The sequence below is a fragment of the Streptomyces sp. NPDC046977 genome, assembly GCF_040644455.1.
In the GTDB taxonomy this organism is placed as follows: Bacteria; Actinomycetota; Actinomycetes; order Streptomycetales; family Streptomycetaceae; genus Actinacidiphila.
The window spans coordinates 143358-165840 of record NZ_JBEYWO010000005.1; the positions used below are offsets into that span (position 1 = coordinate 143358).

A 22483-nucleotide genomic window follows, 5' to 3' on the forward strand; every position below is an offset into this window, starting at 1 on the left:
TGACCCCGGCCCACCGGGCAGGCGAGCCCTCGGCCGCCTTCCGGTGGGCCGGGCACGTGCCGGGGCCCCGCTGCCCCGCGGGCTCCAGGAGCGCCTTTCGCGTCAGGTCTGGGCCATGTCCACGAAACGCGAGTAGTGGCCCTGGAAGGCGACGGTGATCGTCGCCGTGGGGCCGTTGCGGTGCTTGGCGACGATCAGGTCGGCCTCGCCGGCGCGCGGCGACTCCTTCTCGTAGGCGTCCTCGCGGTGCAGCAGGATCACCATGTCGGCGTCCTGCTCGATGGAGCCCGACTCGCGCAGGTCGCTGACCATCGGCCGCTTGTCCGTGCGCTGTTCGGGACCGCGGTTCAGCTGGGAGAGGGCGATGACCGGCACTTCCAGCTCCTTGGCGAGGAGCTTGAGGTTCCGGGACATGTCGGAGACCTCCTGCTGGCGGCTCTCGGGACGGCGCGAGCCGCCCGCCTGCATCAGCTGGAGGTAGTCGATGACGACCAGGCGCAGGTCGTTGCGCTGCTTCAGGCGGCGGCACTTGGCGCGGATCTCCATCATCGACAGGTTCGGGGAGTCGTCGATGTAGAGGGGGGCCGCGGAGACGTCCGGCATCCGGCGGGCGAGCCGGGTCCAGTCGTCGTCGGTCATGTTGCCGGAGCGCATGTGGTGCAGCGCCACGCGGGCCTCGGCGGACAGCAGGCGCATCGCGATCTCGTTGCGGCCCATTTCGAGGGAGAAGAAGACGCTCGGCATGCCGCTGCTGACCGAGCACGCGCGGGCGAAGTCCAGCGCGAGCGTGGACTTGCCCATCGCGGGACGGGCGGCGATGACGATCATCTGGCCCGGGTGCAGGCCGTTGGTGAGGGAGTCCAGGTCGGCGAAGCCGGTGGGCACGCCGGACATCTGGCCGCTGCGGGAGCCGATGGCCTCGATCTCGTCGAGGGCGCCCTCCATGATCTCGGAGAGCGGCAGGTAGTCCTCGCTGGTGCGCTGCTCGGTGACGGCGTAGATCTCGGCCTGCGCGGAGTTGACGATCTCGTCGACGTCGCCGTCGGCCGCGTATCCCATCTGCGTGATGCGGGTGCCGGCCTCGACCAGGCGCCGCAGGACCGCGCGTTCGTGCACGATCTCGGCGTAGTACTCGGCGTTGGCGGCGGTGGGCACCGCGTTGACGAGGCTGTGCAGATAGGGGGAGCCGCCGACGCGGGTGAGTTCGCCGCGCTTGGTGAGCTCGGCGGCCACGGTGATGGGGTCGGCGGGTTCGCCGCGCGCGTACAGGTCGAGGATCGCCGCGTAGACCGTCTCGTGCGCGGGACGGTAGAAGTCGGCGCCCTTGAGGACCTCCACGACGTCGGCGATGGCGTCCTTGGACAGCAGCATGCCGCCCAGCACCGACATCTCGGCGTCCAGGTCCTGCGGGGGGACGCGCTCGAAGCCGCCGCCCCCGCGGTCCTCGTCGCGATCGTGATCGCGGTCGTCCTTGCGGCGGAAACGGGCGACGGGCTGCCGGTCGCCGGGGCCGTCCGGCGGGAAGGGCGGCTCGCCTCCCCAGTGGTCCTCCGCGGGTTCGGGCTGGCTCACCCCCCTGCCACCTCCTCCCGTGGACGCGCACCGCTCGCGCTGCGCGGCGCTTCTTTCCTACGCCATCGCTCTGACAGTTCTATGCAGTCGAGACGCCCGCGCACGCCTGTGGCACGTCGGGCGACGCCCCACGGTAGGGGTCTGCGGGGCCCGGAGCCAAGACGGTTATCCACAGGGGCTGGGGACGACCTGTTGAAGAAACGGCTCCGCCTGTGGAGAAGCCCGCCCAAGCTGTGTACAGGCCGGGGGACAGTGACGTGGACAAGCACACAATCACCCAATGATCACGGCTCTGACCTGGGCTTTCTTCATCCACCCGCTGTGGACAAGAAAAACTTCCCCCTTCGGCTCAAGATCGCGACAAACGACGCGGAGCAGATCACCCTGCGCAGCGACAGGTAATGGACGAAGTCACCTTGCGGCTATTACATGTGGATGATTACCCTGGCCGCGTGCCTCAGACCGCCGAGTTCTCCCGTCAGCAGTCCGCCCGCCGCCACGACCGCGAGATCTTCGGCCTCGCCCTCCCCGCCTTCGGCGCCCTGGTCGCAGAACCGCTCTTCCTCCTCGTCGACAGCTCGATCGTCGGTCACCTCGGCACCGCCCAACTGGCCGGCCTCGGTGTGGCCGGCGCGCTCCTCACCACCGTCGTCGGTGTCTTCGTCTTCCTCGCCTACGCCACCACCGCCGCCGTGGCCCGCCGGGTCGGCGCGGGCGACCTGCCCGCCGCGATCCGGCAGGGCATGGACGGCATCTGGCTCGCCCTGCTGATCAGCGTCGCGGCCGTCGCCGTGACCGTCCCGGCCGCACCCGCCCTCACGGGCCTGTTCGGCGCGTCCGGCACCGCCGCCCCGTACGCCGTCACCTATCTGCGGATCAGCGCACTCGGCATCCCCGCGATGCTCGTCGTCCTCGCCGCGACCGGCGTCCTGCGGGGCCTGCAGAACACCAGGACCCCGCTCCAGGTGGCCGTCGGCGGCTTCGCCGCGAACGCCGCGCTCAATGTGCTGCTGGTCTACGGCGCCGGCTTCGGCATCGCCGGCTCCGCCTGGGGCACCGTGATCGCACAGAACGCCATGGCGGCCGTCTACCTCGCCGTCGTCGTCCGCGGCGCCCGGCGGCACGGCGCCTCCCTGCGGCCCGACCTCGCCGGGATCCGGGCCTGCGCCCAGGCCGGGACACCGCTGCTGATCCGCACACTGAGCCTGCGCGCCGTCCTCATGATCGCCACGGCCGTCGCCGCGCGGCTCGGGGACGTCTCGATAGCCGCCCACCAGATCACCTTCGCCCTGTGGACCCTCGCCGCCTACGCGCTGGACGCCCTCGCCATCGCGGGGCAGGCGATCATCGGCCGGCATCTGGGGGCCGGCGACGCGGAGGCCGCCCGGGCCGCCTGCCGCCGCATGGTCCAGTGGGGCGTCGTGGCCGGCGTCCTGATCGGGCTGGCGACGGCGGTCGGCCGGCCGCTGATCGCGCCACTGTTCACCTCCGACCCCTCGGTGCACTCCGCGCTCGTCCCGGTGCTGCTCGTCGCGGCGCTGGCACAACCGGTCAGCGGCGCTGTCTTCGTCCTGGACGGGGTGCTGATCGGCGCGGGCGACGGCGCCTACCTCGCCGCTTCCACGATCGTCACCCTGGTGGTCTTCGCCCCGGTCGCGCTGGCCGTGCCCACGCTGGGCGGCGGCCTGACCGCACTGTGGTGGGCGATGGACCTGATGATGCTGACCCGGCTCGTCACCCTGCAGCTGCGCGCCCGTTCCGGGAAGTGGGCCGTCACCGGCGCGGTCCGCGCCTGACCCGAGCCCGACCGCCGGTACGGACGGCGAAGGGCCCGGAACCGCGTGGTTCCGGGCCCTTCGCTCACGCGGTGGGCGTCAGCTCGCGACGACCTCGACGTCGAGACCGGCCTCGACCTCGGGGTGCAGACGCACCGACACCTTGTGCGAGCCCAGCGTCTTGATCGGCGAACCGATCTCGACACGGCGCTTGTCCACGTCCGGACCGCCCGCGGCCTTGATGGCGGCGGCGATGTCGGCCGGGGTCACCGAACCGAACAGACGGCCGGCGTCACCCGCGCGGGTCGTCAGCTTGACCTTGACACCGGCGAGCTGCGCCTTGACGGCGTTGGCCTGCTCGATGGTCGCGATCTCGCGGATCCGGCGCGCGCGGCGGATCTGCTCGACGTCCTTCTCGCCACCCTTGGTCCACGCGATCGCGAAACCGCGGGGGATCAGGTAGTTGCGGGCGTAGCCGCTCTTGACCTCGACGACGTCGCCTGCGGCGCCGAGGCCGCTGACCTCATTGGTGAGGATGATCTTCGCCATTGCTCAGTCACCCTTCCTTAGCGAGCGGTCGAGGTGTAGGGCAGCAGCGCCATCTCACGGCTGTTCTTCACGGCCGTGGCGACGTCGCGCTGGTGCTGGGTGCAGTTGCCGGTGACCCGGCGGGCACGGATCTTGCCGCGGTCGGAGATGAACTTCCGCAGCAGGTTCGTGTCCTTGTAGTCGACGTACGTGATCTTGTCCTTGCAGAACACGCAAACCTTCTTCTTCGGCTTGCGAGCAGGCGGCTTCGCCATTGTCTCTCTCCAGTGTGATCAAGAAGTGTGGTGCGCCGCCCTCAGAAGGGAGGCTCGTCCGAGTAGCCGCCGCCGGAACCGGAGCCACCGCCCCAGTTGCCGCCACCACCCTGGCCGCCACCGGCCGGAGCACTGGTCGCCCAGGGGTCGTCGGCGGGCGCGCCGCCCTGGCCGCCACCGGAGCCACCGCCCCAGTTGCCGCCACCTCCACCCTGACCGCCGCCGCCGTAACCGCCCTGGCCGCCGCGGGAGCCGCCGGCTCCGCCGCCGCTCGCCCGGGTGATCTTGGCGGTCGCGCTGCGCAGGCTGGCGCCGACCTCGTCGACGTCCAGCTCGTAGACCGTCCGCTTGACGCCCTCGCGGTCGTCGTACGTCCGCTGCTTCAGCCGGCCCTGCACGATCACGCGCATGCCCTTCTGAAGGGACTCCGCCACGTTCTCCGCCGCCTGCCGCCAGACCGAGCACGTGAGGAAGAGGCTCTCGCCGTCCTTCCACTCGTTGGTCTGCCGGTCGAAGGTGCGGGGGGTGGACGCGACACGGAACTTCGCGACCGCCGCACCGGAGGGGGTGAAGCGCAGCTCGGGGTCGTCGACGAGATTGCCGACGACCGTGATGACGGTCTCGCCTGCCATGGTGGGTGACCTCTCGGCTTTTCTTGGCTGCTCGGTATCCCGAATGCCGTGAGCCGTCAGGCTCAGTGGGTTTCGGGGCGGAGGACCTTGGTCCGGAGAACCGACTCGTTCAGGTTCATCTGACGGTCGAGCTCCTTGACGACCTCAGGTGTGGCGTTGAGGTCGATGACCGAGTAGATGCCCTCGGGCTTCTTCTTGATCTCGTAAGAGAGACGACGACGGCCCCAGGTGTCGATCTTCTCGACCTTGCCGCCGCCCGTACGGACGACACCAAGGAAGTTCTCGATCAGCGGGGAGACAGCACGCTCCTCGAGATCGGGGTCGAGGATCACCATCACCTCGTAGTGACGCATGTGGAACCCACCTCCTTCGGACTCAGCGGCCATGGCGTTTCCATGGCAGGAGGGTTTGCATCGCGTCGCAACGGTATCGCGGGCCACCGACAACGCCCTGGGCCTTCCGTGGATCGCATCCCGGAGGCCTTGCGGACCGTTGCAGGGGCCTGCACAGACACCGGTGCAGACGGTACACACTACCCGGCCCTGTGCTTCCGGTTGAAATCCGCCGGTGGAAGCCCGCAATCTGTACACATCGGGTGTGTCCGGCGCTACGATGCGCCACTTCTCCATCACGGAGGTGCCCCATGGCACAGGCAGTACGACCCACCACCGACGCCCACCACCACCGTTTCCGGCTCTCCCGGTTCACGTTCAACAGCGACGGCCGGCCGCACCCGGTGGAGAACGGCCTCGCCGTAGCGACGCTCGTACTGGGCCTGCTGGCCTCCATCGCCGCCTTCTGGAGCGGACTGCACCTGCTGAGCTCCTGGGCCGGCCTCATCGGGCTCCTGGTCGGCGCCTACGGGCAGTACCGCTCGGTCACCACCGCGGAGCGCTTCGTCTTCATCATCGGGATGGGCCTGGCCGGCATCGGCTTCTACATCGGAATGGCCCACGGCGGACTCTTCGGCGGAGTGGTGGGCGGATAGCGAGCACGCAGCGCCGTCCCGCGACATCGGCCGCGGGACCGCCCCAGGCCCGGCTCCGGGCCGTCCGAGCCCGAGCCGCGGCCTCCGGTTGTCCACAGCCCTCGCAGGGGCGTTCGCCGTTCGCAGTAGGCTTCGGCGCAGTAGTAGTGCAGACAGAGACGCCTTAGCCGCAGCAGCGATGGGGAGCGCCCCGCATGAGCTTGACCCTGAGGACCATCAGTCGGGAACAGCACCTGGCGTACATCCAGAGCCTGCCCTCGGCGAGCCACTGCCAGGTCCCCGCCTGGGCGGACGTCAAGACCGAATGGCGCTCGGAGAACCTGGGCTGGTTCGACGACAGGACCGGTGAACTGGTCGGCGCGGGCCTGGTCCTGTACCGGCAGCTGCCCAAGGTGAAGCGGTACCTGGCGTACCTGCCCGAGGGCCCGGTGATCAACTGGTACGCGCCCAACCTGGAGGACTGGCTGCGCCCGATGCTCGCGCATCTGAAGCAGCAGGGCGCGTTCTCCGTGAAGATGGGCCCGCCCGTGGTGATCCGCCGCTGGGACGCGAACGCCATCAAGGCGGGCATCGCCGATCCGGACGTCAAGCGCCTGCGCGACGTCGAGGCGACCTTCATCGAGCCCCGCGCCTTCGAGGTGGCCGACCGCCTGCGCCGCATGGGCTGGCAGCAGGGCGAGGACGGCGGCGCCGGCTTCGGCGACGTGCAGCCGCGCTACGTCTTCCAGGTCCCGCTCGAGGACCGCAGCCTGGACGACGTCCAGAAGGGCTTCAACCAGCTCTGGCGCCGCAACATCAAGAAAGCCGAGAAGCTCGGCGTCGAGGTCGTCCAGGGCGGCTACGACGACCTCGCGGTCTGGCAGCAGCTGTACGAGGTGACGGCCGAGCGCGACCACTTCCGGCCCCGCCCGCTGTCGTACTTCCAGCGCATGTGGCAGGTGCTCAACGCCGAGGACCCCAACCGCATGCGCCTGTACTTCGCCACGCACGAGGGCGAGGCGGTCGCCGCCGCCACGATGCTCGTCGTCGGCCGGCACGTCTGGTACTCCTACGGGGCCTCCGCCAACCACAAGCGCGAGGTGCGGCCCAGCAACGCCATGCAGTGGCGCATGCTGCGGGACGCCTACGCGCTCGGCGCGAGCGTGTACGACCTGCGCGGCATCAGCGACTCCCTGGACGAGAGCGACCACCTCTTCGGGCTCATCCAGTTCAAGGTGGGCACCGGCGGGCAGGCTGCCGAATACTTGGGCGAGTGGGACTTCCCGCTCAACAAGCTGCTCCACAAGGCGCTCGACATCTACATGTCGCGTCGCTGACCCGCCCGTCCGTCCGCCGACCCGAAAGGCCACCCCACTCGCGATGGCGCTCTCCCTGTACGTCGACACCGTGCGCTGGCGCGCGCACCAGCAGTCCGTGGCGGAGCAGTTCCCGGGGCTGATCCCGGTCTGCAAGGGCAACGGATACGGCTTCGGCCACGAGCGCCTGGCGGAGGAGGCCATCCGCCTGGGCGCGGACATCCTGGCGGTCGGCACGACGTACGAGGCCGCGCAGATCAAGGACCTGTTCGGCGGCGACCTGCTCGTTCTCACCCCGTACCGGCTGGGCGAGGAGCCGGTACCGCTGCCGGACCGCGCCATCAGGTCCGTCTCGTCGGTGGAGGGCGTGCGCGGCCTGGTCGGCGCGCGGGTCGTCATCGAGGTCATGAGCAGCATGAAGCGCCACGGCGTGAGCGAGGACGACCTCGTCAAGCTGCACTCGGCCATCGACGACGTCCGCCTGGAGGGCTTCGCCATCCACCTGCCGCTGGACCGCACGGACGGCTCCGACGCGGTGGAGGAGGTCTTCACCTGGATGGAGCGGCTGCGCGCGGCCCGGCTGCCGCTGCACACGCTGTTCGTCAGCCACCTCAAGGCGGGCGAGCTGGAGCGGCTGCGCACCCAGTTCCCGCAGACGCGCTTCCGCGCCCGCATCGGCACCCGGCTCTGGCTCGGCGACCACGAGGCCACCGAGTACCGCGGCGCGGTCCTGGACGTCACCCGTGTCGCCAAGGGCGAGCGCTTCGGCTACCGCCAGCAGAAGGCGGGCGAGGACGGCCACCTGGTGGTCGTGGCGGGCGGCACCTCCCACGGGGTGGGCCTGGAGGCACCCAAGGCCATGCACGGCGTCATGCCGCGGGCCAAGGGCGTCGCCCGGGCGGGCCTCGCCACCATCAACCGCAACCTGTCGCCGTTCGTGTGGGCGGGCAAGCAGCGCTGGTTCGCCGAGCCGCCGCACATGCAGGTGTCGATCCTCTTCCTGCCGGGCGACGTGGCCCCGCCCGCCGTCGGGGACGAGCTGGTGGCCCATCTGCGGCACACGACGACCCAGTTCGACCGCGTCGTCGACCGCTGACGCCGGGCTCCGGGCACAAGGAGGCCCCCGCGCCGCGAAGGGCTGCGAGGGCCTCAGGAGCGCCGGGGGATCAGGCGGGCGGGTTCGGGTCCACTCCCCAGCGCACGGGCTGCTGGACCGGCGTCCCGGGCCCGTACGCGGCCTCCGGGCCGGCGAACGGGGCGGCGTGGCGCGCACGGTGGCCCGAGCCGCCCAGGGAGAACTTGTCCCTCGCCCCGTCCAGTACACCGCCGGAAGGGTCGTCCGAGCCGTCCCGGCGGACCGGGTCGCGCTCGGGGAGGAGCACGTCGCGGACGACGACCGCGCACAGGTAGAGCGTCCCCACCAGGTGCACCGCGATGGCGAGGTCGTAGCCCTCCATCGGCAGCCCCTTGTTGCCGCCGCCCGTGGTGTACGCCAGGTAGAACCAGATGCCGAGGAAGTACATGACCTCGGCGGCCTGCCAGATCAGGAAGTCGCGCCAGCGCGGCCTGGCGAGCGCGGCGAGCGGCACCAGCCACAGCACGTACTGCGGTGAGTAGACCTTGTTGGTCAGGACGAAGGCCGCCACGATCAGGAAGGCCAGCTGGGCGAAGCGCGGCCGCCGCGGCGCCCACAGCGCCAGCAGTCCGATGCCGAGCGTCAGCACCACCATCAGCACCGCGACCGAGGTGTTCACCACGGACTGGTCGATCGAGAGGCCGGTCGTCTGCGTGAGCGCCAGCCAGAACGAGCCGTAGTCGACACCCCGCTCCTGGCTGAAGGTGTAGAACTTCACCCAGCCGTCCCAGGCGAGCAGCATCACCGGAAGGTTCACCACGACCCAGGCGCCCGCGGCCCCGGCCAGGGTGACGCTCCACGCCCTGAGTCTCCCGGCCCGCAGGGCCAGCACGAACAGCGGCCACAGCAGGAGCACCGGGTACAGCTTGGCGGCCGTCGCCAGGCCGATCAGGATGCCGGCGGCCAGCGGGCGGCTGCGGGACCACAGCATCATCCCGGCCGCGGCCAGGGCCACCGCGAACAGGTCCCAGTTGATCGTCGCGTTCAGCGCGAACGCGGGTGCCAGGGCGACCAGCAGCGCGTCCCAGGGGCGGCGGCGGTTGGTGCGGGCCACGCAGACCGCGATGACCGCGGTGCACGCCATCAGCATCCCCGCGTTGACCAGCCAGTAGATCTGCTCGCGGTGCTGGATCGTGCCGCCGTGCGGGGTCAGCCAGGAGGCGACCTCCATGAAGACACCGGTCAGGACCGGGTACTCCAGGTACCCCATGCCGCCGGAGACCGTGTCCGGGATGCGGTCGAAGTACGGCACCAGGTCGTCGGCGAAGCCGCGCCCGTAGTACAGGTGCGGGATGTCCGAGTAGCAGGCGTGGCTGTACTGCGCGTTCGCGCCGAAGAACCAGCCGCTGTCGTAGCAGGGCAGCTTCTGCACCATGCCGAGCGCGAACATCCCGATCGCCACCAGCACGATCACCCGCAGCGGGTTCCACCACCCGCGCTGCCCCACGGCGGCGAACCGCCCCAGCGGCCCCCCGATGACCTCGCTACCGGCCCGGGCGACCGGGTCCTCCTCCGTCGGAGGCACGACCTCCTCGGCCTCCCGGGCCTCGTCGGCCGCCCCGGCCTCCCGGTGGTGGTCTTCGCGCACGCTCGTCATGCGGACATCCTGCCCTACGCGGCTGAGCGGGGGCTGTCCCGATCCCGACGCGATCGCGAACGGCCGCGGCCGCGGAGGGCGTGACGCCCTCCGCGGCCGCGGATCGGTGCGGGTGTGGTCCCCGGACGGGGCCTCAGCCGGTGGCACCCTGGAAGAGGCCGGTGCCCTTGGTACTGGTGGAGGTCGGTGTCGTGCTCGGTGTGCCGGAGGCCCCGCCGTCCGTGCCTCCGCCGTCGGCGCCGCCATTGGCCCCGCCGCCGTTGCCACCGCCGCCGTTACCGCCGCCGTTACCGCCGTTGCCGCCACCGCCGTTGCCGCCACCGCCGTTCTGGCAGCCGAAGAACCCTCGGCAGGTCTCGGTCGCCGTCGCGGTGGGCGACTCGGTGGGCGGCGTGAACGTCGGAGTCGGCGGCGTGCTCGCGCTCTCGGTCGGCGTGGACGACGCGGACGGGCTCGACGACGGCGGCGCGCCCAGCTCGTCGTGGATGTCGCCGATCTTGACCGGCTTCGGGAAGGGGACGTCCTGCGTGCCCTTGAGCGCCGCCTTCATGTACTCGGTCCAGACCTTGGTCGGGATGTCACCACCGTGGATGGACGCCACACCCGCCGTGCCGTTCATGGAGAGCAGGCTGTGGGTCTTCGGGTTCTCGCGGAACATCGCGACCGAGGTCGACAGCTGCTTGGTGTAGCCGACGAACCAGGCCGACTTGTTGCTGTCGGTCGTACCGGTCTTGCCCGCCGCCGTACGGCCCAGCGCCAGGGCGTTCGTACCCGTACCCTTCTGGATCACGTTCTCCAGCGTGTCGGTGACGTTGTCCGCCACCTCCGACGGCATGGCCTCGGTGGGCTTCGGCTTGTCGAAGCCGGGCACCTCCACGCCGCCCTGCTTGACCGCCGTCACCGAGTACGGCTCGACGTGCTGGCCCGAGGCGGCGAAGGTCGCGTAGGCGTCGGCCATGCGGACGGCGCTCGGGGTCGAGGTACCCAGGGCGAACGAGGCGTTCCGGCCGGCCAGCGACTCCTTGAGGATGCCGGCCTTCTCGGCGACCGAGGCCACCTTGTCCATGCCGACGTCCATGCCGAGCTGCACGAAGGGCGTGTTGATGGACTTCTCCATCGCCTTGCGCAGTGTGATGTAGCCCCAGCGAGTCGGGTCCTCGTTCTCCTGGTAGAAGGGCGTGTTGTCCTTCTTCAGGACCCAGCTGCCGTCGTTGTTCTTGATCCTCAAATGGTCGTTGCCGTTGTACTTGCTCATCGGCGAGATGCCTTCGCCCCCGCTGCGGTACGTGCCGTACTCCATGGCGGCGGCGAGCACGAACGGCTTCCACGTCGAACCGACGGGGACACCCGAGGTGTTGGCGTTGTTGGTGAAGTGGTTGTTCTCGAAGCCGGCGCCGCCGTAGATCGCGACGATCGCGCCGTCGTTCGGCTTCACCGAGGCCGCGCCGAACTGGACGTACTTGTCCTTCTCCCGGTGCTTCGGGTCGAGGTTGTCCTTCTCGACCTGGGCGACCGCCCGGGTCAGCGCGTCCACCTTCGGCTTCTCGAAGGTCGTGTAGATCTGGTAGCCGCCCTGGTCGAGCTCGGCCCGGCTGATCTTGGAGTGGCTGAGCACGTAGTTCTTGGCGGTGTCCACCAGGTAGCTGGTCTGGCCGACCATGCCCGGCGTGGCCTTCAGGCCCTGCGGGTCGGGGTACTTGGCGACGGCCTTGTCGTACAGGTCCTTGGTCAGGTGGCCGTCCTTGTACATCTCACCGAGGATCCAGCGCCAGCGCTCCTCGGAGTTCTTCCGGTTCGTCTCGGGCGTCGCGATCGGGTCGAGGCTCGTGGCGCCGGCCGGGTCGTAGTACGTGGGGCCCTTGAGCAGCGCGGCGAGGAAGGCGCACTGGCTGTCCGTGAGCTTCTCGGCGTCCTTGCCGTAGTAGGTCTGGGCCGCCGCCTGGATGCCGTAGGCACCGCGCCCGTAGTACGCGGTGTTCAGGTAGCCCTGGAGGATCTGGTCCTTGCTGAGCTTCGTCCCCACCTTTATGGAGATGAAGAGCTCCTTGAACTTACGGCTGACCGTCTGCTCCTGGCTCAGGTAGGTGTTCTTGACGTACTGCTGGGTGATCGTGGAACCACCCTGCGCGTCACCGCCCTTGGCCATGTTGAACAGCGCGCGGCCGATACCCATGGGGTCGACGCCGGAGTCCTTCTCGAAGCTCTTGTTCTCCGCGGAGATGACCGCGTACTGCATCGACTTCGGGATCTCGGCGAGCGTGACGTTCTGCCGGTTGGCGCCGGTGCCGGTCGCCACCATGCGGTCGCCGTTGGCCCAGAAGAACACGTTGTTCTGCGACTTGGCGGCGTCGTTCTCGTCGGGGATGCCGACCATCGCGTAACCGATGCCCGCGGCCGCCACCAGGCTGCCGAAGAAGAAGACGCACAGACCCGACACGAGCTTCCAGGACGGCACCCAGCGCTGCCAGCCGTCCCTGCCCCAGCGGGGGTAGTCGAGGATGCGCTTCTTCGGCGGCTGGCCGCCGCCCCCGCGCCCGCCCCCGGCGCCCGCCTCCGCGGTGCGGCGACGGCCGCCCTTCTGGTTGGCCTGGGCCGCGCGGCGTGCGGCGGCGCGCCCCTGGTACGCGGGCTCGCCCCCGCCCCGGCGGCCGCCCTGACCCGCTCCCGGGCCCGGGACCGCGCCGTGGCCGGCGCTCTGACGTGCCCCCTGGCCCGGGCCGGACGGCCGTCCGCCCTGACCCGCGGCGGCGCCGCCCCGGGGGGGCTGCTGACGCGGAGCGCCGCCCGTGCCCTGGGCCGGACCGGGTCCGCGCGTGCCGTACGACTGCGATGGCGGCGCTTCCCGCCGGCCTCCTGGCGGCGGGGGTTGCTGCTGCGCGCCGCGCCGGGCGGCTGCGCGGCCGCCGCCGGGCGGCGTCTGCGGCGGCTTGCGACGGTGCTCGCTCATGAACAGCTACTCCTAGGACAGGCGGAATCGCCTGAAAGCGGCAGTGGTTTTCCGGTCCCCCCGGCGTGCGTTGGCCGCACTGCACCACGGACAAGGACGCTCACTCGCGCCCCACGGTTCCCGGTGCTCTGCATGGCGAACAGAGTACGCAGGGTCAAAAGACCTGCTAGCCCGATGTTCATCACATAAGGGGCGGTTGACGCTGTGCAGATTTCCCGATGTGACGTCGGTCACCGTGCGGCACCTTGCGGGCCCCGGTCGGGCGTTCTATCGTCACGATGTATCGAGCCGATACATCGCGGCGAGATAAGAGGCGACGACTGCAAGGACGGAGGCGGGAAGAGGGCATGAGCAAACGCTCGGGCATCCTCGAGTTCGCCGTCCTGGGCTTGCTGCGCGAATCCCCGATGCACGGTTATGAGCTGCGGAAACGGCTCAACACCTCGCTCGGTGTGTTCCGCGCGTTCAGCTACGGGAGCCTCTACCCCTGCCTCAAGACACTGGTCGCTCAGGGCTATCTGGTCGAGGAGACCGGCCCCGAGTCCGATCCGCTCACCACGCCGCTGGCCGGCCGGAGAGCGAAGATCGTGTACCGGTTGACGGCGGCCGGCAAGGAGCACTTCGAAGAACTGCTCGCCCACTCCGGACCGGACGCATGGGAGGACGAGCACTTCGCTGCTCGTTTCGCCTTCTTCGGCCAGACGTCCAGGGACGTACGGATGCGTGTCCTCGAAGGCCGGCGCAGCCGCCTCGAGGAACGCCTGGAGAAGATGCGCGCGTCCCTCGCGCGCACCCGTGAGCGGCTCGACGACTACACGCTCGAGTTGCAGCGGCACGGCATGGAGTCGGTGGAGCGCGAGGTCCGCTGGCTGAACGAGCTGATCGAGACGGAACGGGCGGGGCGCGGCAGGCCGCCCCTGTCCGCTGCGTCCTCCGACGCCGAGCAGGACAACCAACAGGAAAACGACGCGGAACCCGGCAGCGACCGGGGATCCGCGTGACGATCACACAGGGAGCAACCGGAATGGGTTCGGTTCGCGTAGCCATCGTGGGCGTGGGCAACTGCGCCGCGTCGCTGGTGCAGGGTGTCGAGTACTACAAGGACGCCGACCCGGCCGGCCGCGTGCCCGGCCTCATGCACGTGCAGTTCGGCGAGTACCACGTGCGTGACGTCGAGTTCGTGGCGGCCTTCGACGTGGACGCCAAGAAGGTCGGCCTCGACCTGGCCGACGCCATCGGTGCCAGCGAGAACAACACCATCAAGATCTGCGACGTGCCGCAGAAGGGCGTGACCGTCCAGCGCGGCCACACCCTGGACGGTCTGGGCAAGTACTACCGCCAGACCATCGAGGAGTCCGCCGAGGAGCCGGTGGACGTCGTCCAGATCCTCAAGGACCGCCAGGTCGACGTGCTCGTCTGCTACCTGCCGGTCGGCTCCGAGGCCGCCGCCAAGTTCTACGCGCAGTGCGCCATCGACGCCAAGGTCGCGTTCGTCAATGCGCTGCCGGTGTTCATCGCGGGCACCAAGGAGTGGGCGGACAAGTTCACCGAGGCCGGCGTGCCGATCGTCGGTGACGACATCAAGTCCCAGGTCGGCGCCACCATCACGCACCGCGTGCTGACGAAGCTCTTCGAGGACCGCGGTGTGATCGTCGAGCGCACCATGCAACTGAACGTCGGCGGCAACATGGACTTCAAGAACATGCTCGAGCGCGAGCGCCTGGAGTCCAAGAAGATCTCCAAGACGCAGGCCGTCACCTCCCAGATCCCGGACCGCGACCTGGGTGAGAAGAACGTCCACATCGGCCCCTCGGACTACGTGGCCTGGCTGGACGACCGCAAGTGGGCCTACGTCCGCCTGGAGGGCCGCGCGTTCGGTGACGTCCCGCTGAACCTGGAGTACAAGCTCGAGGTCTGGGACTCCCCGAACTCCGCCGGTGTCATCATCGACGCCCTGCGCGCCGCGAAGATCGCCAAGGACCGCGGCATCGGCGGCCCGATCCTCTCGGCCTCCTCGTACTTCATGAAGTCCCCGCCGGTGCAGTACTTCGACGACGAGGCGCGCGAGAACGTGGAGAAGTTCATCCGCGGCGAGGTCGAGCGCTGATCGGCGGTTCAGCCACCGTTCACCGCCCGTCGCACGACGCGACCCATCAGGCCCCCGGGTATGACACCCGGGGGCCTGTGCGTCGTGTGAGGCTGTGCGCATGCCCGTCGTACGCGATCTCCGTCTGCTGCTGCGCTTCCGCGACTTCCGGTGCCTGCTGGCGGTGCGGCTGCTGTCGCAGCTCTCCGACGGGGTGTTCCAGGTGGCCCTGGCGGCCTATGTGGTCTTCTCCCCGGAGAAGCAGACCTCCCCGGCGGCCATCGCGTCCGCCATGGCCGTGCTGTTGCTGCCGTACTCGCTGCTGGGGCCGTTCACGGGCGTCCTGCTTGACCGCTGGCGGCGGCGGCAGGTGCTGCTCTACTGCAATCTGCTGCGCGCCCTGCTCTCGGCCGGTACCGCCGCCCTGATGCTGCTGCGGGTGCCGGACTGGCTGTTCTATCTGTCGGCCCTCTCGGTCACCGGCATCAACCGCTTCGTCCTGGCCGGCCTGTCCGCCTCGCTGCCGCGTGTGGTGGACGGGGAGCGCCTGGTGATGGCCAACTCGCTCTCACCGACCGCGGGGACCCTCGCGGCGACCGCGGGCGGCGGGATGGCGTTCCTGATCCACCTCGGGGTCGCCGAGGGCCGGGCGTCCGACGCGCTGGTCGTTCTCCTGGCGGCCCTGATCTATCTGTCGGCCGGGCTGACCTCCCTGACCCTGGGCCGCGACCTGCTGGGCCCCGATCCCACCCGGGTCCAGCCGCGGTTCGGCGAGGCACTGCGCAGCACGGTCGGCGGCCTGCTCCACGGACTGCGGCACCTGCGGGAGCGCCCGCGGGCGGCGCGTGCGATGGCCGCCATGACGGCGATGCGCTTCTGCTACGGCGGGCTGACGGTGACGGTGCTCATGCTGTGCCGGTACGCCTGGGCCGGCGGCGGCGCGGGCGACGGCTCCGGTGGGGACGGGCTGGCGCTCCTGGGCCTGGCGGTGGCCGCGTCGGGGGCGGGGTTCTTCGTCGCGGCGGTGATCACTCCGTGGTCGGCGGGACGCTTCGGGGCCTTCGGCTGGATCACCGTCTGCGCGGCTTCGGCAGCCGTCCTGCTGCCGGGATTGGGGCTGCCCTTCCGTCCGGTCCCGATACTCGTGGCGGCCTTCGTTCTCGGCGTCGCCACGCAGGGAGCCAAGATCGCCACCGACACGGTCGTCCAGTCCTCGATCGACGACGCCTACCGCGGCCGGGTCTTCTCCCTCTACGACGTCCTCTTCAATGTGGCCTTCGTCGGCGCGGCAGCCGTCTGCGCCCTGATCCTGCCCGCCGACGGCCGCTCCGCCGCCCTGGTGATCGGGCTGGCCGTGATCTATGCCGCGGTGGCGGTGAGCACCGCACGCACTCCGCTCCGTTCGGCGTGAGACGCGGCGCCATCGTCATGTTTCACGTGAAACATCCACCCCGTCATGCCGGAGGGGGTCATGTTTCACGTGAAACATGACCCCCTCCGGCCTCCTCGCGGCCCGGGACGACTCCCGGCGACGCCCGGCGCGTGCGGCTCAGCCGCTCTGCGCGGCCCACCACTCCTTGAGCGCCGTCACCGCGGCCTCCTCACCGAGCGGGCCGTGCTCCATCCGCAGCTCCAGCAGATGCGCGTAGGCCTTGCCGACCTCCGGCCCCGGGGAGATCCCCAGGATCCCCATGATCTGGTTGCCGTCGAGGTCGGGCCGGATCGCGTCCAGCTCCTCCTGCTCCCGCAGCCGCTCGATGCGCTCCTCCAGCCCGTCGTACGTACGCGCCAGGGCGGCGGCCTTGCGCTTGTTGCGCGTGGTACAGTCCGAACGGGTCAGCTTGTGCAGCCGCTCCAGCTGCGAGCCGGCGTCGCGGACGTAACGGCGCACCGCGGAGTCGGTCCACTCGCCGGTGCCGTAGCCGTGGAAGCGCAGATGCAGCTCGACCAGCCGAGCGACATCCTTGATCGTCTCGTTCGGGTACTTGAGTTTCGCCAGCCGGGTCTTGGTCATCTTCGCGCCCACCATCTCGTGGTGGTGGAAGGAGACCCGTCCGTCGGACTCGAAGCGCCGGGTGCGCGGCTTGCCGATGTCGTGCAGCAGGGCCGCCAGGCGCAGCACGAGGTCCGGCCCGTCGGTCTCCAGGGCCATCGCCTGGTCGAGCACCGTCAGGGTGTGCTCGTAGACGTCCTTGTGCCGGTGGTGCTCGTCCCGCTCCAGCATCAGCGCCGGCAGCTCCGGCAGCACCCGGGCGGCCAGGCCGGTCTCGACCAGCAGACGAAGGCCCTTGCGCGGGTGGTCGGAGAGGACCAGCTTGTTCAGCTCGTCCCGGATCCGCTCCGCGGAGACGATCTCGATCCGGTCGGCCATCTCCGTCATCGCGGTGACCACCTCGGGGGCCACCTCGAAGTCCAGCTGGGCCGCGAAGCGTGCCGCCCGCAGCATCCGCAGCGGGTCGTCGGAGAAGGACTCCTCCGGAGTGCCCGGCGTCCGCAGCACCCGCTGGGCCAGATCACTCAGTCCGTCGTGCGGGTCGACGAACTCGGGGTCGGGCAGTGCGACCGCCATCGCGTTGACGGTGAAGTCCCGGCGTACAAGATCTTCCTCAATGGTGTCGCCGTAGGAGACCTCCGGTTTCCGGGACGTGCGGTCGTACGCCTCGGAGCGGTAGGTGGTGATCTCGATCTGGAAGCCGTCCTTGCGGCAGCCGACCGTGCCGAAGGCGATGCCGACCTCCCAGACCGCCTCGGCCCAGCCGCGGATGATCCTGAGCACATGGTCGGGCCGGGCATCCGTGGTGAAGTCCAGATCGTTGCCGAGCCTGCCGAGCAGGGTGTCGCGGACCGAACCGCCGACGAGGGCAAGGCGGAATCCGGCGTCCTGGAAGCGGCGGCCGAGGTCCTCGGCCACCGGCGCGATGACGGGCGCCGGCTTCAGGGTCTGGGGGGCGTTGTTGGCATTCGGCACAACAGAACAGGGTACGTGCCCCTGCGCCCTACGGCGGACCGGTTTAGTGTCGTCCCATGATCGCCAAGGACCTTCCGCGGCCCTCATTGTGCCGATCTTGTGGCCCAGCCGCAGCACTTGGACTCATCGAGCATCGTTACCATTCCAGGACGCACATCCGATGACGACGAGGGACGGCCAGCGCGTGGGCGAGGCGGCACAGCACCCTGGGACAGCTCCGGCCCGTACGAGGCCGCGTCGAGCGGCGGCGCTGCTCGCCGGAGCCGCGATGTTCGCCGGGCTGCTCCAGGCCCAGACGGCTCCCGCAGCCCACGCGGACTCCTCCGGCCAGGCCGTCGACGTATCGGTGGACTCGCTGTCCCCCGCCGTCCCCACCAAGGGCGACACCCTCACCGTGACCGGCACGGTCACCAACAAGGGCAAGCAGACCATCACCGACGCCGAGATGGGCGTCGAGGTCGCCCCCGGCGGCCCCCTGACCAGCCGCAGCGCCATCGGCACCGCCGCGGGCCGCGGCACGTACAGTCCCGGCATCGACGGCTACGAGATCTCCGGCCGCACGGCCGCCCTCCAGGACCTGTCGGCCGGCATGAGCCGCTCCTTCACCCTCAAGATCCCCGTCAAGGACCTGCACCTGGGCGCCGACGGCGTCTACCAGCTCGGCGTCTCCCTGGCCGGGCAGACCCGCTCCACCGGCTACCGCCAGATCCTGGGGGTCGAGCGGACCTTCCTCCCCTGGTACACCACCGCGAGCGCCAAGAGCACCCGGTACACCTTCCTGTGGCCGCTGATCGACCGCCCCCACCTGGCCGTCCGCAGTGAGGGGGACGACCAGCAGAGCCCGATCTTCCTGGACGACCATCTCGCCCAGGACCTGGCCCCCGGCGGGCGGCTCCAGCAGTTGGTGACCCTCGGCCGGAATCTCCCGGTCACCTGGGTGGTCGACCCGGACCTGATCGCCACCGTCGACGCGATGACGCGGCGCTACCAGGTGGCCGGTCCGGGCGGTGATCTCGATCACACCACGTCCGGCACCGGGACCGACGACGCCAAGCGCTGGCTGACCGACCTCAAGACCGCTCTGACGGGCGACGAGGTGATCGCCCTGCCGTTCTCCGACCCGGACATCGCCTCGATCGCCCACCACGGCAAGAACGTCGCCGGGACACTGGCCCACCTCAACACCGCCACCGAGCTCGCGGCCACCACGTTCGAGACCGTCCTGCACATCACACCCGCCACGGACGTGGCCTGGCCGGTGCAGGGCGCCGTCGACCCGTCCATCGTCGACGTCGCCACGTCGGCGGGCGCGGACAAGGTCATCGCCCGCAGCGACAGCCTCGGTGAGCCCAGTAAGCCCAGCTACACGCCGACCTCCGCCCGCCCCATCGGGGGCGGCACCACCGCCGTGGTGGCCGACGCGGGGCTCTCCGAGGGCTTCGAGGGCGACATGATGCGGGCCGAGAACGCCACGCTGGCGATCCAGAAGTTCCTCTCCCAGACGCTGATGGTCACGATGCAGGCGCCCGACCGGCAGCGCAGCATCGTCGTCGCGCCGCAGCGCATGCCCAGCGCCTCGCAGGCCCAGGCGATGGCGCAGGCCATCGCCTCCGTCGAGTCGAGCGCCTGGGCCGAGGCGGCCGACTTCTCCGCCGCCGCCAAGGCCACCCCGGACCCCCGCGCCAACCGCAAGGTGCCGCGCGGCAGCGCCTACCCGTCGAGTCTGCGCAAGCGGGAACTGAGCACCGAGGCGTTCCGGCAGATCCAGGCCACCCAGGCCAGGCTCAACGGCTTCCTGGTCATCCTCAGCCGCAAGGACCGGGTGACGACGCCCTTCACCACCGCGCTGCTGCGGTCGATGTCCACCGAGTGGCGCGGCAACCCCGGGGGCGCCGCCTCCTTCCGGTCGGCCATCGGGACATACCTCTCCGATCTCATGGGGCTCGTCCAGATCCTGCCCAAGACCGGTACCCTCACCCTCTCCGGCCGCAGTGGCACCATCCCGGTGACGGTGAAGAACGAGCTCGGCCAGACCATCGAGGGGCTGACGCTGGAACTCAGCTCCAGCCAGGGCAACAGCATGGACCCGGGCGCCCCGCAGCCGGTCACGGTGGAGGGCGGACACACCCGGTCCCTGAAGTTCGCGGCGACGGCGGCGCGCAACGGTCTCAACACCATCACCGCGCAGCTCTACACCAAGGACCACGTCGCCTACGGCAAGCCGATCACCTTCACGGTGGACGTCACGTCGATCACCTCCACCGTCATGGTGGTGATCGCCGCCGGTCTGCTGCTGCTCGTCCTTGCCGGCGTGCGGATGTACCACCAGCGCAAGCGCCGTGCCGTCCCCGGGGACGGCGGGGACGACGAGGGTGACGACGAGGACGCGAAAGCGGCCCAGGACGGGGAAGACGCGGAGGAGAACACCGCCGACGGCACGGTCAAGGGCACCGCGGGTGCCCAGGACGGCGCCGCGCCCGGGCAGCCGGGTGACCCGGCGGCGGACACCGCCGCGCAAAGTAAGGACCCGTCCGGGACGGGTGAGAAGGTGGACCGATAGTCAGCGAGTCAGGGGCCGATGAGGTGGGGCAGTGATGAACGCGCCGTACGACGGTGAACGCGAACGGGAAGCGGGGGAGCGGTTCCCCGCCCAGCCCGGACAGCCCCCCGCCGTGCCCGACCCGTATCTGCAGGACACGTATGCCCGCGATCCGTACCAGCGCCAGGACCCCACCGCGCAGGACCCGGTGGACGAGGCGCTGTACGACCGCACCGCGCTGCCGGCCCCGGGCTACGGCCAGCAGCCCTACGGCCACCAGCCGTACCGGATGCCCTACGCCGACGACGCGGCCACCCGCTACGTGGGCGTCGACGAGCTCGTCTCGTACGCCCCCGACGAGCAGGGCGCCCAGGCGCCCCAGCCGGACGCCTACGCGCACCTCTTCCGGGACGACCCGGAGCCGCCCGCTCCCGAGCCGGAGCCCGTGGTGGAGCCCGTCCAGGCCTCGGCGGGCAGCCGCGGCAGCAGCCTGCTGAAGTCCAGCGCCGTCATGGCGGCCGGCACCCTGGTCTCCCGGCTCACCGGCTTCCTGCGGACCCTGGTGATGGCCGCCGCGATCGGCGTCGGCACCCTGAACGACGGCTACCAGGTCGCCAACACGCTGCCCACGATGATCTACATCCTGGTCGGCGGCGGCGCGCTCAACGCGGTCTTCATCCCGCAGCTGGTGCGCGCCATGAAGAACGACGAGGACGGCGGCGAGGCCTACGCCAACCGCCTGCTCACGCTGGTCGTCACCGGCCTGGCGCTCGTCACCGTGATCTGCGTGGTCGCGGCCCCGGTCTTCATCCAGGCGATGTCCCACGACATCGCCTCCGACCCGGTCCGCTTCGAGGTCGCCGTCACCTTCGCCCGCTACTGCATCCCCACGATGTTCTTCATGGGTGTGCACGTCGTGCTCGGCCAGATCCTCAACGCCCGCGGCCGGTTCGGCGCGATGATGTGGACCCCGGTCCTCAACAACATCGTCACCATCGCCACCTTCGGCGCCTTCATCTGGGCCTTCGGCTCCTTCACCACGACCGGGGTCAGCTCGGCGACCATCACCCCCGACGGCGTCCGGCTGCTCGGCATCGGCACGCTGCTCGGACTGGCCGTGCAGGCGCTGTCCATGCTCCCGTACCTGCGCGACGCCGGCTTCCGCATCCGCCCCCGCTTCGACTGGCGCGGCCACGGCCTCGGGCACGCGGCCCGGCTGGCCAAGTGGACCTTCTTCTTCGTCCTGGCCAACCAGATCGGCATGATCGTGCTGACCCAGTTCGCGACGGCGGCCGGCGCGACGGCGGAGAAGGCGGGCCAGGAGGGCACCGGCATCACCGGCTTCAACTACGCGCTGCTGCTCTGGCAGATGCCGCAGGCGATCATCACCGTCTCCGTCATGACCGCCGTGCTGCCGCGGATCTCCCGCGCCGCCGCCGACGGCGACGCCGCGGCGGTGCGTGACGACCTCTCCTACGGCCTGCGGACCTCGGGGGTGGCCATCGTGCCGTGCGCCTTCGCGTTCCTGGCCCTCGGCGTCCCGATGGCCACCCTGCTGTACAGCGGCTCCGGCAGCGGCGCACTGAACATCGGCTTCATCCTGATGGCCTTCGGCCTCGGGCTGATCCCCTTCTCGGTGCAGTACATCGTCCTGCGCGGCTTCTACGCCTACGAGGACACCCGCACGCCCTTCTACAACACGGTGATCGTGGCGGCCTGCAACGCGGTGGCCGCGGCGCTGTGCTTCTTCCTGCTGCCCGCCCGCTGGGCGGTCGTGGGCATGGCCGCCGGCTACGGACTGGCCTACACGATCGGCGTGGGCGTCGCGGTGAAGCGGCTGCGCCACCGCCTCGGCGGGGACATCGACGGCAAGCGCGTGGTGCGCACCTACGCCCGGCTGTTCGGCGCGAGCATCCCCGCCGCGGCCGGCGCCGGGGCCGTCGTCTACTTTGTGTCGCAGTCGCTGGGCCACGGTGCCGCCGCCTCACTGCTGTCACTGGTCCTCGGCGGCCTGGTGCTGGGCGGAATCTTCTTCGTCGCGGCCAAGCGCATGCGGATCGAGGAGATGACAGCCATGGTCGGCATGGTCCGTGGCCGGCTGGGCCGCTGAATTCACGCCGCGGTGCAACTATCGCCCGCTCTCGCG

The 22483-nt window shown here is 70.3% G+C and carries 17 protein-coding genes; 9 read left to right on the plus strand and 8 right to left on the minus strand.

The genetic code is table 11. From position 1 onward, the window contains the following. Window positions 1-102 precede the first annotated feature (102 nt). Window positions 103-1572: a replicative DNA helicase gene (gene dnaB, locus ABZ883_RS09900; RefSeq protein WP_360904438.1), complete on the minus strand. Its 1470-nt coding sequence runs from the start codon at window positions 1570-1572 to the stop codon at window positions 103-105. Window positions 1573-2024: 452 nt separating this feature from the next. Between dnaB and ABZ883_RS09905 the strand changes: the two genes are divergently transcribed. After that, window positions 2025-3368, plus strand: a complete 1344-nt coding sequence (locus ABZ883_RS09905; RefSeq protein ID WP_360904441.1) for an MATE family efflux transporter — start codon at window positions 2025-2027, stop codon at window positions 3366-3368. A 78-nt stretch (window positions 3369-3446) separates the two neighbouring features. Here ABZ883_RS09905 and rplI read toward each other — a convergent pair whose 3' ends face one another. From rplI to rpsF, 4 genes are all read right to left on the minus strand, one after another. After that, window positions 3447-3896 carry a 50S ribosomal protein L9 gene (gene rplI / locus ABZ883_RS09910; RefSeq protein WP_360904444.1) on the minus strand — a complete coding sequence of 150 codons (450 nt, stop codon included), beginning with the start codon at window positions 3894-3896 and terminating at the stop codon, window positions 3447-3449. A gap of 17 nt (window positions 3897-3913) precedes the next feature. Continuing rightward, on the minus strand, window positions 3914-4150 hold the full coding sequence (rpsR, locus tag ABZ883_RS09915) for a 30S ribosomal protein S18 (protein ID WP_026250812.1): 237 nt from the start codon (window positions 4148-4150) through the stop codon (window positions 3914-3916). A 41-nt stretch (window positions 4151-4191) separates the two neighbouring features. Beyond that, window positions 4192-4782, minus strand: a complete 591-nt coding sequence (locus tag ABZ883_RS09920) for a single-stranded DNA-binding protein (protein WP_360904448.1) — start codon at window positions 4780-4782, stop codon at window positions 4192-4194. A gap of 62 nt (window positions 4783-4844) precedes the next feature. Then, a complete protein-coding gene (gene rpsF / locus ABZ883_RS09925) occupies window positions 4845-5135 on the minus strand; it encodes a 30S ribosomal protein S6 (RefSeq protein WP_319663375.1) in 291 nt (96 codons plus the stop codon). Between the two features lie 290 nt (window positions 5136-5425). Here rpsF and ABZ883_RS09930 point away from each other — a divergent pair, with 290 nt between their 5' ends. From ABZ883_RS09930 to ABZ883_RS09940, 3 genes are all read left to right on the plus strand, one after another. Next, window positions 5426-5770: a hypothetical protein gene (locus ABZ883_RS09930; RefSeq protein WP_360904451.1), complete on the plus strand. Its 345-nt coding sequence runs from the start codon at window positions 5426-5428 to the stop codon at window positions 5768-5770. 194 nt (window positions 5771-5964) lie between these two features. Next, on the plus strand, window positions 5965-7086 hold the full coding sequence (locus ABZ883_RS09935) for a peptidoglycan bridge formation glycyltransferase FemA/FemB family protein (RefSeq protein WP_360904454.1): 1122 nt from the start codon (window positions 5965-5967) through the stop codon (window positions 7084-7086). 43 nt (window positions 7087-7129) lie between these two features. Beyond that, on the plus strand, window positions 7130-8161 hold the full coding sequence (locus tag ABZ883_RS09940) for an alanine racemase (protein WP_360904457.1): 1032 nt from the start codon (window positions 7130-7132) through the stop codon (window positions 8159-8161). 70 nt (window positions 8162-8231) lie between these two features. Here ABZ883_RS09940 and ABZ883_RS09945 read toward each other — a convergent pair whose 3' ends face one another. Together ABZ883_RS09945 and ABZ883_RS09950 are read right to left on the minus strand one after the other, a co-directional pair. Further along, window positions 8232-9797 (minus strand): glycosyltransferase 87 family protein, encoded by a 1566-nt coding sequence (locus ABZ883_RS09945; protein WP_360904460.1) that lies wholly within the window; start codon window positions 9795-9797, stop codon window positions 8232-8234. Between the two features lie 133 nt (window positions 9798-9930). After that, complete coding sequence (locus ABZ883_RS09950) at window positions 9931-12744, minus strand: transglycosylase domain-containing protein (protein WP_360904463.1); 2814 nt, start codon at window positions 12742-12744, stop codon at window positions 9931-9933. Window positions 12745-13091: 347 nt separating this feature from the next. On the opposite strand from ABZ883_RS09950, the gene ABZ883_RS09955 reads away from it, so the two are divergent. The 3 genes from ABZ883_RS09955 (at window position 13092) to ABZ883_RS09965 (ending at window position 16241) form a co-directional block, all read left to right on the plus strand. Beyond that, window positions 13092-13745, plus strand: a complete 654-nt coding sequence (locus tag ABZ883_RS09955; RefSeq protein ID WP_360904466.1) for a helix-turn-helix transcriptional regulator — start codon at window positions 13092-13094, stop codon at window positions 13743-13745. A gap of 23 nt (window positions 13746-13768) precedes the next feature. Further along, window positions 13769-14851 (plus strand): inositol-3-phosphate synthase, encoded by a 1083-nt coding sequence (locus ABZ883_RS09960; RefSeq protein WP_360904469.1) that lies wholly within the window; start codon window positions 13769-13771, stop codon window positions 14849-14851. Between the two features lie 100 nt (window positions 14852-14951). Further along, window positions 14952-16241, plus strand: a complete 1290-nt coding sequence (locus ABZ883_RS09965) for an MFS transporter (RefSeq protein WP_360904472.1) — start codon at window positions 14952-14954, stop codon at window positions 16239-16241. Between the two features lie 138 nt (window positions 16242-16379). On the opposite strand, the gene ABZ883_RS09970 is transcribed toward ABZ883_RS09965, so the two are convergent. Next, on the minus strand, window positions 16380-17798 hold the full coding sequence (locus tag ABZ883_RS09970; protein ID WP_360904475.1) for a CCA tRNA nucleotidyltransferase: 1419 nt from the start codon (window positions 17796-17798) through the stop codon (window positions 16380-16382). A gap of 160 nt (window positions 17799-17958) precedes the next feature. Here ABZ883_RS09970 and ABZ883_RS09975 point away from each other — a divergent pair, with 160 nt between their 5' ends. After that, a complete protein-coding gene (locus tag ABZ883_RS09975; protein ID WP_360904478.1) occupies window positions 17959-20358 on the plus strand; it encodes a DUF6049 family protein in 2400 nt (799 codons plus the stop codon). Between the two features lie 34 nt (window positions 20359-20392). Continuing rightward, window positions 20393-22447: a murein biosynthesis integral membrane protein MurJ gene (murJ, locus tag ABZ883_RS09980; protein ID WP_360904481.1), complete on the plus strand. Its 2055-nt coding sequence runs from the start codon at window positions 20393-20395 to the stop codon at window positions 22445-22447. The last annotated feature ends 36 nt before the right edge of the window (window positions 22448-22483 follow it).